This is a genomic window from Plantactinospora sp. CA-294935 (genome assembly GCF_050936445.1).
GTDB lineage: Bacteria > Actinomycetota > Actinomycetes > Mycobacteriales > Micromonosporaceae > Plantactinospora.
In genome coordinates this window covers 9417797-9428747 of sequence record NZ_JBNJMU010000001.1, presented here as the reverse complement: position 1 = coordinate 9428747, position 10951 = coordinate 9417797, and the positions used below count along the sequence as shown (strand labels likewise).

Here is a 10951-nt window from a genome sequence, read left to right as displayed (position 1 = left end):
CCGCGGTGGGTCACCGGGCGGTCCGGCCGGCCGGGCGGCGGCTGGATTCCCGGACGACCAGTTCGGGCTCGAAGACCACCTGCCGGTGACGGTGCTCGGCCGGCTCGTTGACCTCACCGAGCAGTAGGGCGGCGGCGGTCCGGCCGAGCTGCTGCCGGGGCTGGCGTACCGAGGTGAGCGGCACGGCGGCCGCGGCGGCGAAGTCGATGTCGTCGTAGCCGACCAGGGCGATGTCCTCGGGTACCCGGACCCGCTGCTGGGTCAGCCCCTGGAGGACGCCGAGCGCCACCAGGTCGTTGGCGCAGAACACGGCGGTGGCCCGGTTCTCCCGGGGCGCGCCGAGCAGCCGGGCCGCGGCGTCCCGGCCGGCGGACACGGTCATGGCCGGGGTGTCCAGCCGGGGCAGAGCGGCCTCGTCCAGCCCGGCGCCGGTCATCGCCTGCACCGCGCCGGCGTGCCGGTCGCGTACCTGTTCCAGCCCGACCGGGCCGCCGACGAAGGCGATCCGCCGGTGCCCCGCCTCCAGCAGGTGGCGTACCGCCAGTTCGCCGCCGAGCCGGTCGTCCACGGAGACGGAGCAGAGGTCGGGGTCGCGGGACCGCCGGTCCAGGAGTACGACGTGGATGCCCCGGTCGCGCAGCCGGAGCAGCCGGGCGCTGGCGTCGTCGACCGGGGTGATGAGTACGCCCTGCACCCGCTGCTCCTTGAGCAGGTCGAGGTAGGCGTCCTCCCGGGCCTGGTCGCCGTCGCTGTTGCAGAAGATCAGCGCCATCCCGGCGGTGCCGATGGTGTCCTCGACGCCCTTGGCGAGGTCGGTGAAGAACGGGTTGGCCACGTCCAGCACGACGAGACCGAGGGTCCGGCTCCGGCCCCGGCGCAGTTGCCGGGCGGCGTGGTTGGGCACGAAGCCGAGTTCGTCGATCGACGCGAGGACCCGGGCCCGGGTCGCGCTCGACACCAGGTCGGGTTGGTTGAGCACGTTGGAGACCGTGCCCATCGAGACTCCCGCGTGACTGGCGACGTCGCGGATGCTCACCACGGAGGTCTCTCGCACGATGTCCCTCCTCCGCGTCGGCCTGGAACTGAATCGTGTCAAGAATGCCTGGCGGCTCGGGCGGCGGGGGGTACCTGACCGGATCTGGCCAGCGCGGCAGCGGTTGACGGCGACGACAGCCGGGCCGTTGTCGGCAATCATGGCATCGGCCCTGCCCAGCGCCGGGTTCGGGGACGAGGAAAGGGCTTACCCCTGAGTAACGATTCGGTAACCGCCCCGAAATGCTTGACCGGCCGGGAAGCCGGCCTTTAGCGTCTTCATCACATTGGGCTGAAACGTTTCATGGCTGGAGGGCCGGATGCCCGAGCGTGCAGATCCGGGTACGGCGCGGCTGGCCCTGTCCGGCGTACGGAAGTCGTTCGGCGCGGTACACGCGCTCGCCGACGTACGCCTCGAACTGCGGGCCGGTGAGGTGCACGCGCTGGTCGGGGAGAACGGTGCCGGCAAGTCGACCCTGGTGAAGATCCTGGCCGGGGTGCACGCCCCGGACGCCGGAGAGCTGACTATGGACGGTGCGCCGCTGACCCTGACCGGTCCGGCCGACGCCCGGGCGGCCGGAATCGCGGTGATCTACCAGGAGCCGACGCTCTTTCCGGACCTGTCGGTCGCGGAGAACATCTTCATGGGCCGGCAACCACTGCGCGGCCTGCGCCGGATCGACACCGCGACGATGCGCCGGCGCGCCACGGAGCTGTTCGCGCGGCTCGGCGTACCGCTGGATCCGGACCGGCCGGCGCGCGGGCTCTCCATCGCCGACCAGCAGCTCGTGGAGATCGCCAAGGCGCTCTCCTTCGAGGCCCGGGTGCTGGTGATGGACGAGCCGACGGCGGCGCTGTCGGGGATCGAGGTGGAGCGGCTCTTCGCGGTCGTCCGGTCGTTGCGGGAGGCCGGCGCCGCGATCCTGTTCATCTCGCACCGCTTCGACGAGGTCTTCGCGCTCAGCCAGCGGATCACGGTGATGCGGGACGGGCGGTGGGTCTCCACCGATCCGGCCGATGACCTCGACGTGGCCCAGGTGGTGCGCCGGATGGTCGGCCGGGAAGTCTCGCAGCTCTATCCGAAGCAGCAGACCGAGGCCGGCGAGGTCATCCTCCAGGTGCGCGGCCTGACCCGGCGCGGCGTCTTCGCCGACGTCGGCTTCGAGGTACGCCGGGGTGAGATCGTGGCGCTCGCCGGCCTGGTCGGCGCGGGCCGCAGCGAGGTGGTCCGGGCGGTCTTCGGCGTCGACCCGTACGACGCGGGCGAGGTGCTGGTCGACGGCGTACGACTGCCCCGGAGCCGGCCGGCGGCGGCGATGGCCGCCGGAATGGCGCTGGTGCCGGAGGACCGTCGGCAGCAGGGGCTGGTGATGGAGCTGTCGATCGAACGCAACGCCACGCTGACCCGGCGCTGGCCGTTGGCCCGGTTCGGTCTGCTCGGCAAGGGCGCGGAGCGGACGGCCGCGCAGACCTGGACCCAGCGGTTGCAGGTGAAGGCGGGCCGGCTCGACGATCCGGTCTCCACACTCTCCGGTGGCAACCAGCAGAAGGTGGTGCTGGCGAAGTGGCTCTCCACCGCCCCGAAGGTGCTGATCGTCGACGAGCCGACCCGGGGAATCGACGTCGGCACCAAGGCGGAGGTGCACCGGTTGATGTCGCAGCTCGCGAGCGAGGGGGTCGGGGTGCTGATGGTCTCCAGCGAACTGCCCGAGGTGCTGGGCATGGCCGACCGGGTGCTGGTGATGCACGAGGGCCGGTTGGTCAGCGAGATAGCCCGGGACGCGGCGACCGAGGAGTCGGTGATGCTGGCCGCCACCGGACAGGGAGGAAAGCCGTGACCGGGCAGCGACGGACGGCGGTCCGGCGGGCAATCGCGGCCGGGCAGCGAGCGGCGGCCGACCGGGGAGGTAGGGCGTGACGACCACGACCCGCCCGGAGCCGGCGCCGGACGCCGCCGAGGCCCGGGCCCGCAGCGGGGCCGCCGGCATCCGGCTCGGCCACCGGCTCTTCGTGGCCCGCGAGGTCGGCATCGGACTCGCGCTGGTCCTGCTGATCGCGGTGACCACGGTGGTGAACCCGAGGTTCCTCTCCGGACAGGGCCGGCGGGACCTGATGCTCGGCGCGACCATCCTGGTGGTGCTCGCGGTCGGCCAGGCGATCGTCATCATCACCCGCAACGTCGACCTCTCGGTCGGCTCGGTACTCGGCCTGGCCGCGTTCGCGACCGGAAAGCTGTTCCTGGCGATGCCGGACGCACCGATCGTGCTCGCCCTGCTGGTCGGGGTCGGCCTCGGCGTGCTCTGCGGCGTGGTGAACGGGGCCCTGATCGCGGTGGCCCGGGTACCGGCCCTGGTGGTCACCCTCGGCACCCTCTACGTCTTCCGGGGTGTCGACTACTCGTGGGCGGCGGGACAGCAGATCAACGCCGCCGACATGCCCGCCGGCTTCAAGAGCATGGGCACCGCCGACCTGCTCGGAATTCCCCTGCTCGCCCTCTTCGCGGTGGCGGTGCTGCTGGTCGCCGGCTTCTACCTGAAGTCGTACCGCAGCGGCCGGGAGCTGTACGCCGTCGGCTCCGACCCGGCGGCCGCCCGACTCTCCGGGATCCCGGTCGGTCGGCGGGTCTTCGGAGCACTGGTCGTCAGCGGTGGACTCGCCGGCCTGGCCGGGGTGCTCTACGCGGCCCGGTTCGGCACCCTCGACGCGGCGGCCGGCAGCGGGATCGAGTTGAACGTGGTCGCGGCGGTGGTGGTCGGCGGCGTCGCCATCTTCGGCGGCAGCGGCTCGGTGTACGGGGCGGCGCTCGGCGCCGTACTGCTGAGCACCATCGGCAGCGCCCTGCCGGTGCTGAAGGTGAACCCGTTCTGGCAGCAGGCGGTGGTCGGGGCGCTGATCCTGGCCGCGATCGGATTGGACCGGGCGCTCGCCGCGCGGGTGGCCCACCGGCTTCGAGGAAGGAAGGCCCGTGGCGCCTGACAGGACGGGCCGGCCGGCCCGCTGGGTTTCCACCTTCGGCACCTGGGACGTGCTGGTGATCGTCGTCCTGGCTCTGGTGGTGGTCGGCGCGTCGGTCCTGGTCGAGGGCTTCGCCACCGCCCGGTTCTGGGGTTTCCTGCTGCTGGACATCGTCCCGATCGCGCTGATCGCGCTGCCGATGACGCTGATCGTGATCACCGGTGAGATCGACCTGTCGGTGGCGAGCATGCTCGGGCTGGCCAGCGCGGTACTCGGCCAGCTCTGGGTGACCGGCCTGCCGCTGACGCTGGCCGTACCGCTGGTGGTGCTGCTCGGTGCGGTGCTGGGCGCGGTGAACGGGCTCTTCATCGCCGGGTTCGGCCTGCCCTCCCTGGCGGTGACGATCGGCACCCTCGCGCTGTACCGCGGGCTGGCCTACGTGGTGCTCGGCGACCGGGCGGTCGCGGACTTCCCGATCGGCTGGACCGGCAACTCGATCGAGCCGCTGCCCGGCACGACGGTGCCGTGGGTGGTGGTGCCGCTCGCCGTCCTCGCGATCGGGTTCGGGGTACTGCTGCACGCCACCCCGATCGGTCGCGGCCTCTACGCGATGGGCAACAACGACCAGGCCGCCACCTTCGCCGGCATCGCGGTGGCCCGGACCAAGTTCTGGCTCTACGTCGTCACCGGCGCGGTCGCCGCCCTCGCCGGAGTCTTCTGGACGATGCGGTACGCCAGCGCCCGCGCCGACAACGGGGCCGGGCTGGAACTGTCGGTGGTGGCGGCGGTACTGCTCGGCGGCGTCTCCATCTTCGGCGGCCGGGGCACCCTGATCGGCGTCCTGGCCGGGGTACTGCTGCTGATGACCCTGCGCAACGCACTGCAACTCGCCGACGTGCCGGCCGACACCCTGACGGTGGTCACCGGCACCCTGCTCATCATCTCCGTCGTCGGGCCGAACGCGGCCGGCATGCTCCGGGCGCGGATGCGCCGGCGACGACCTGCCGCACCGCCGGTTGCGGGCGCCGAGGGCGCCTGACCACTGAACCTTTTCTGTAACCACCCCCGATTTTGTAACCACCTCCGATTTCCGCCGGCCCGAGCGATGGGCAGTTGTATCCAAGGAAGGACCGGACATGACCGTCATGCGATCCAGAGGCGTACGGATGGGCGCCGCCGTAGCCACCCTGGCGGCGTTGCTGCTCAGTGCCGGCTGTGCGAGCGACGACGAGGGCACCCCGTCCGGCGGTTCCTCCGCCGGTGGCGGCGGCTCCATCAAGGAGGGACTGAGCGTCGCCTTTCTGCCCAAGCAGGTGAACAACCCGTACTTCACCGTGTCGGACAACGGTGGCAAGGCGGCGGTGGAGGAGTTCAAGGGCGAGTACAAGGAGGTCGGTCCCTCCGAGGCGAGCGCGTCCTCGCAGGTCAGCTACCTCAACACGCTGACCCAGCAGGGCAGCGACGTGATCGTCGTCTCGGCCAACGACCCGAACGCGATCTGCGGAGCGGTCAACCAGGCCCGGCAGGGCGGCGCGAAGGTGGTCACCTTCGACTCCGACACCAACCCCGACTGCCGGGACATCTTCGTGAACCAGGTGACCGGGCAGGGGATCGCGGAGAACCAGGTGAAGCTGATCTCGGACGCGATCGGCGGCCAGGGCAAGATCGCGATCCTCTCGGCGACCGCGAACGCCACCAACCAGAACGCCTGGATCGAGCTGATGAAGACCGAGCTGAAGAAGCCGGAGTACAGCGGGATCCAGTTGGTGACCACGGTCTACGGCGACGACAAGGACGAGAAGTCGTTCCAGGAGACCCAGGGTCTGCTCTCCGCCCACCCCGACCTGAAGGGCATCATCTCGCCGACCACCGTCGGTGTCGCGGCGGCCGCCCGCTACCTCTCCGGCTCGCAGTACAAGGGCAAGGTGGCGCTGACCGGACTGGGCACCCCGAACCAGATGCGCGAGTTCGTCAAGAACGGCACGGTGAAGAGCTTCGCGCTCTGGAACCCGGCCGATCTCGGCTACCTGGCCGCGTACGCCGGTGCCGCCCTCGCCTCGGGCATGATCACCGGCAAGGAGGGCGACAAGTTCACCGCCGGCAAACTGGGTGAGTACACCGTCGGTGCCGAGGGTGTCGTGGTGCTCGGCCCGCCGACCGTCTTCGACGCCGCCAACATCGACCAGTTCAACTTCTAGCCGCACCGTCCCGGCGCCGCCGTCGGCCACCGGCGGGTCCACCCGTCGACCGGTCCGGTGGCGGTGCCGGGCTTCGGCACCACCGGAACCCCGGGGTGTGTGGTGCCGGGTTTCGACACCACCGGAACCCCGGGGTGCGCTGCCGGGCTTCGACACCACCGGAACCCCGGGGTGTGTGGTGCCGGAGACCCGCATGCGTCGCGGAACCGGGGTGCGCTGCCCGCACCCCGCGTCCGGCCCGGGGACCCGGGTGCGGGCAGCGCAGCCACACCTCGCCGGTCACCCCGGCCGGGCCGGGCCGTCGCCAGGACCCGCGTCCGGCCCAGGGGCCCGGGGCGCGGGTGCCGGGAGGCGCGACGACCCGGTCGGAGCGGCGTCCGGCCGGAGCGCGGATCGGAGCAGGAACGGGCAACACCGCGCGGTGAGGAGGGAGTGGCGCCGTGACCGTACCGATCGTGCAACGCCATCCACTGGACGACGAGGAACTGGCCCTGCTGCGACTGCTCGCCCAGGGGCTTCCGGTCGACGCGGTCGCCCGCCGGCTGGAGATGTCGGAGCGGACCGTCCGGCGGCGTACCCGGGCGATCTGCGACCGCCTCGGCGTGCCGGCGCCGATCTCCGCCGTGGTCTGGGCGGTCCGGCACGGACTGCTCTGAGGAAACGGCCCGGGCCGCGCTGTCGAGACGGCCCGCGCCGGGACGCCCGGTCAGCCGGGGACGCCGGGTGCGTCCTCCGGTACGACCACGTATTGCCGCAGGTAGAGATCCTGGAAGGTGACCGGGCCGCGCGGGCCCGGCACGTGGTCCACGTTGATCCCGGTCTCCGGTACGCCGTGCAGCTTGAAGCCGTCCAGCAGCCGGGTCGAGGCGTTCCAGAAGACCCCGGTGCCGACGGCGGAGGCGATGAACCGCTCGGCGGCGGCCCGGTCCTCGGTCACGATCGTCGCGGCCAGCCCCGAGGTCTCGGTGTTGGCGATCGTCACCGCCTCGGCCAGGTCGGCCACCTCGGCGATGGTCACGGTCGCCTCCCGGCCGCTGTCCAGCGCCCACTCGTAGCCGACCGGGTGGTCGTACGGCGGCAGCGAGGCGCGGACGCCCAGCTCCGTCAGGGCCGCCTCGAAGCGGGGCACCGCCGCTCCGGCGACGTCCCGGTGCACCAGCAGCAGGTTGACCCGGTTGCAGACGCCCAGCCGGTCCAGGCCGGCGACCAGCAACTCGGTCGCCCGGTCCAGGTCGGCGGCCGCGTCGACGTAGAGCACCCCGCCGCCGTCGGCGTGCGCCAGCGTACGGACGCCGTGCCGGGCCGCCTCGGCGCCGAGCGAGCGGGTGGCGTCACCACTGCCCCGGAGGATCACCAGCGGAATCAGGTCGGTCTGCCGGACCAGGGCGACCGCGCTCGCCCGGCTCGCGTCCGGCAGCAGTTGGATCGCGTCCGGATCGAGGCCGACGTCGCGCAGCCCGGGGGCGATGACGTGCTGGTGGAGCGCGTTCGCCGAGGCGAGTGCGGCGGACCCGGTACGCAGCACACCGGCGTTGCGGGACTTCACCAACTGGGAGGCCACGTCGACGGTCACGTTCGGTCGGGCCTCGAAGTTCGCCCCGATCACCCCGACCGGCCGGCGGCGCTCGGAGAGCCGCAGCCCGCCCGGCAGCGACCGCAACGGCGTCTCCCGGGCCGGGAACGGCGCCTCGGCGAGCAGCCGCAACTGGTCGGCCATCCCCTTCAGCCGGGCCGCGTCGAGCCGGAGCCGGTCCTGTAGCGCCGGGCTCATCCCGGCGGCCCTGGCCGCCTCGACGTCCCGCTGGTTGGCAGCGAGGATCTCGCTCTCGGCCGCGACCAGGCGGTCGGCCATCGCCGTCAGCGCAGAGTCGATCACCGAGTCCGGCGCCTCGGCCAACCCGGCCGACCCGGCCCGGGCCCGCCGGCCACACTCGGCGACCAGGGCGTGCACGCGGTCGTCCGCTCCGCCCGGGACTCCGTCGGTCGCCTCGATCGAAACCATCTGCCGGTCTCCTTCGCCGTCCTCGTCCGCCGCCATGCTATGCCGCACGCTGGTGGCAGCCACCGAGTCTGACACGTTTGTTCAACGAGAGAGCAATGGTGTCCGCTATTCAGGACCGTCCGGGCCCGGCACCAGCGCGGCGCACCGTACCCGCGCCGTCCGCACCACCCCGGCACGACCGGGCCCGGTGCGTCCGCACCGCCCACCCGGGTGCCGGCCGGGCCGGAGCGGCCGAGGGGTTCCGGCCAGAGCATGATCGGCGGACGGATAGGGTCCCCGCCATGTCGAAAAAGCTGGTGCGGGTCGCCTTCCTCGATGCCGACAGCGGGGCCCGGATCGGTCACAGCGAACTGCCGCTCGGACAACTGCCGGAGAGCTTCCAGGCGGCGACAACGCTGGAACTGGCCGGCGCCACCTGGTCGGTCGAACGGGCAGAGCCGCCGACGTCGGCACAGTTCGGCGCGACCGGGAACCTCACCCTGACGCTGCGCCGGATCGAGTCGGCACCGCCCGGCGACATCCTCTATTCACTGCCGACGCTCTGCGCCACCCTGCCGGCGGTCGCCGGGGCACCGGCCGGTGCCGACCGCCTCGAACTGCACGAGGACGACTGGCGGCAGGTGGAGTTGGTCAGCGCCGATCTCGGCGACGAGGTGCAGGCCGAATTGCGGGCGGTACGCCAGAGCTTCGAGCAGCACGCCCGCCGCGACGAGCACGGCCGGATCTACGGCTTCCAGGGCATCCACATCCGCAGCCAGCCGGTCCGGCCGCTGTCCGGGACGGTGTCCCGGAGCCGGCTGCTGAGCCTGCTGCCGTCCGGCGCCCGGAGCCGGGGCGGTATCGGCTTCCGTGGGCAGCCGGGGATCGTGCCCAGCTCGTTCGCGGTCTCCGTCGGGCGGGTCCTGCTGTACGGGCTCGCCGACGGCGACTCGCTCGCCGTACTGGCCGTGCACACCGAGCCGGGACCGGCGGCGGAACCACAGCCGGAGCTGGTCGCCGCGCTGGAGCGGTCGATGCGCGAGGCCGACCTGCTGCTCGTCGACTGGTGCCGGGTCGCTCTCGTCCCGCCGGCCTCGATCGGCGACTACCTGGCCGCCACCGGGGCGGTCGGCCGGAGCTGACCGGCCCGGCTTCCCGTAGGCGGCGGCCCAGAGGGCGAGGCCGACCACCGGCCAGGCCGGCCCCGACCGCCAGGTCGGCGAGGGTCATCGCGGGCTCGGACCGGGGTGCCCGACCACCGTCGTCGCGGCGCCGCCCGGACGGTGCCGGGTCCACACCGGTCGGGGTCGGCACGGGTACCGGACCCGGCGAGCTGGCACCAGATCCCGGTTCACGGCCGTCACCTTCCGTTCGCGCGGCTGTAGCGCCACCGGGCGGCGGTCGCCAGGTTGATGCGCGCCCATCGAGTTGATGTTGCAAGAGGCCGTCAAGTCGCTCACCGGTACGGCTCACCGCTACGGCTCACCGGTACGGCTCACCGCTACGGCTCACCGCTACGGCTCACCGCTACGGCCGGCGGCGGCTCGCGGCGGCGGTGCTGGACACGGCTACCTAGACTCGGCCCGTGCCCTCCGGCGTCGTCGACCTCGAAGGGCTGGCCCGGGCCGCCGCCGACGGCGACCGGGACGCCCTGGACCGCCTTCTCGTCGCGGTGCGCCCCGACGTGTTGCGGATGTCTGCGCGCTTCCTGCCCAACCGGGAGGACGCGGAGGAGGCGTGCCAGGACACTCTGCTGGCGGTGGCACGGGGGATCACCGGGTTCGACGGGCGGTCGGCGTTCCGGACCTGGCTGCACCGGGTCGCGGCCAACCGGGCCCGCTCGACGTACGCGACACTGCGTCGGCGGTTCGAGGCGGAGGGACGCGGTGGGCCGATGCCGGAACCACCCGACCCGCGCCGCACCAGCGTGGTCGCGGGGACCCGGTTGGACCTGCTCGACGCGCTGGATGCGATCGGCCCCGGACTCGCCGAGCCGGTGGCGCTGCGGGACGTCCTCGGACTGCCGTACCGGGAGATCTCCGGGCTGCTGGGGGTGCCCGAGGGCACCGTCAAGTCCCGGATCCACCAGGGACGGCGGCGGTTGCGGGACCTGCTCACCGACATCGGGGCCTGATCCGGTGCGCCGCAGACGGGGCCACCTCGCCGCCCGGAACGGACGGGTAGGTTCGGCCCGTGCCGTGCCGGGCATCGCGGGGCCCGTCCCGACCGACCACCATCGCTGGCGGTTCGTCCTGGTGGTGCTCCTCGCCCCGGTGCTGGTGGCCGGATGCGGCTCACCACCGGTCGCACCGCTACCCGGGCAGTGGCCCACCCCGACGCCGCCCGGCACCGCCACCGGAAGCCCGATGTCCAGCGTCCCCTCCCGGCCGGCCGCCACCCCGGCTGTCGTCTCCGCCCCGGCCGGTACGCCCCGACGCACCCGCACCCGTACGCCGCCGCGGACCTCGCCGACCGTCGACCTCTCCCCGGCCTGCCTCCCGGCGGTCGTCTACACGGTGGACGGCTCGGACCCGGCGGCGATGCCCGAGGCGCTCTGCCTGACGGTGGCCGCGATCCTGCGGATCCAGAACGTCGGGCCGGGGACCGTGACGGCGACTCCGGCGGAGAAGGTCGCCCGGCACTGGGAAGGTGGCGTGGTCGACTGCCGGATGCTGCGTTCGGGCACCGTCACGGTCGAGATCGTGGGCGAGACGGGCAGCCACACCATCACGGTGCTGGTGGTCGAGTGACCGGTGGCGTCGGGCCACCGGCGGGTTCCGGCGGC

The 10951-nt window shown here is 72.8% G+C and carries 10 protein-coding genes; 8 read left to right on the top strand and 2 right to left on the bottom strand.

Annotation, left to right across the window (positions count from 1 at the left end):
• Positions 1–10 precede the first annotated feature (10 nt).
• Positions 11–1054 (bottom strand): LacI family DNA-binding transcriptional regulator, encoded by a 1044-nt coding sequence (locus tag ACQEVC_RS40905; protein ID WP_432889143.1) that lies wholly within the window; start codon positions 1052–1054, stop codon positions 11–13.
• A 298-nt stretch (positions 1055–1352) separates the two neighbouring features.
• Here ACQEVC_RS40905 and ACQEVC_RS40900 point away from each other — a divergent pair, with 298 nt between their 5' ends.
• From ACQEVC_RS40900 to ACQEVC_RS40880, 5 genes are all read left to right on the top strand, one after another.
• On the top strand, positions 1353–2870 hold the full coding sequence (locus ACQEVC_RS40900; RefSeq protein ID WP_432889141.1) for a sugar ABC transporter ATP-binding protein: 1518 nt from the start codon (positions 1353–1355) through the stop codon (positions 2868–2870).
• Between the two features lie 76 nt (positions 2871–2946).
• Positions 2947–4008, top strand: coding sequence for an ABC transporter permease (locus tag ACQEVC_RS40895; RefSeq protein ID WP_432889139.1), 1062 nt, complete (start codon positions 2947–2949; stop codon positions 4006–4008).
• Positions 3998–5026: an ABC transporter permease gene (locus ACQEVC_RS40890; RefSeq protein ID WP_432889137.1), complete on the top strand. Its 1029-nt coding sequence runs from the start codon at positions 3998–4000 to the stop codon at positions 5024–5026. Before ACQEVC_RS40895 ends, ACQEVC_RS40890 begins: the two co-directional genes overlap by 11 nt.
• A gap of 97 nt (positions 5027–5123) precedes the next feature.
• Positions 5124–6185, top strand: a complete 1062-nt coding sequence (rhaS, locus tag ACQEVC_RS40885) for a rhamnose ABC transporter substrate-binding protein (protein ID WP_432889135.1) — start codon at positions 5124–5126, stop codon at positions 6183–6185.
• A 440-nt stretch (positions 6186–6625) separates the two neighbouring features.
• On the top strand, positions 6626–6841 hold the full coding sequence (locus tag ACQEVC_RS40880; protein WP_199853049.1) for a helix-turn-helix domain-containing protein: 216 nt from the start codon (positions 6626–6628) through the stop codon (positions 6839–6841).
• A 50-nt stretch (positions 6842–6891) separates the two neighbouring features.
• Here ACQEVC_RS40880 and ACQEVC_RS40875 read toward each other — a convergent pair whose 3' ends face one another.
• A complete protein-coding gene (locus ACQEVC_RS40875; protein ID WP_432889132.1) occupies positions 6892–8187 on the bottom strand; it encodes an aldehyde dehydrogenase family protein in 1296 nt (431 codons plus the stop codon).
• A gap of 281 nt (positions 8188–8468) precedes the next feature.
• Here ACQEVC_RS40875 and ACQEVC_RS40870 point away from each other — a divergent pair, with 281 nt between their 5' ends.
• The 3 genes from ACQEVC_RS40870 to ACQEVC_RS40860 all read left to right on the top strand — a co-directional run bounded on the left by ACQEVC_RS40870 (position 8469) and on the right by ACQEVC_RS40860 (position 10916).
• Positions 8469–9308, top strand: coding sequence for a hypothetical protein (locus ACQEVC_RS40870; protein WP_432889130.1), 840 nt, complete (start codon positions 8469–8471; stop codon positions 9306–9308).
• A gap of 443 nt (positions 9309–9751) precedes the next feature.
• A complete protein-coding gene (locus ACQEVC_RS40865) occupies positions 9752–10300 on the top strand; it encodes an RNA polymerase sigma factor (protein ID WP_432889128.1) in 549 nt (182 codons plus the stop codon).
• A 64-nt stretch (positions 10301–10364) separates the two neighbouring features.
• A complete protein-coding gene (locus ACQEVC_RS40860; RefSeq protein ID WP_432889126.1) occupies positions 10365–10916 on the top strand; it encodes a hypothetical protein in 552 nt (183 codons plus the stop codon).
• Positions 10917–10951 lie beyond the last annotated feature (35 nt).

Bases quoted from the DNA above. Each gene is read 5' to 3' on its own strand.
- rhaS (WP_432889135.1), top strand. From the start codon at position 5,124: ATGACCGTCATGCGATCCAGAGGCGTACGGATGGGCGCCGCCGTAGCC.
- ACQEVC_RS40870 (WP_432889130.1), top strand. From the start codon at position 8,469: ATGTCGAAAAAGCTGGTGCGGGTCGCCTTCCTCGATGCCGACAGCGGG.
- ACQEVC_RS40900 (WP_432889141.1), top strand. From the start codon at position 1,353: ATGCCCGAGCGTGCAGATCCGGGTACGGCGCGGCTGGCCCTGTCCGGC.
- ACQEVC_RS40875 (WP_432889132.1), bottom strand. From the start codon at position 8,187: ATGGTTTCGATCGAGGCGACCGACGGAGTCCCGGGCGGAGCGGACGAC.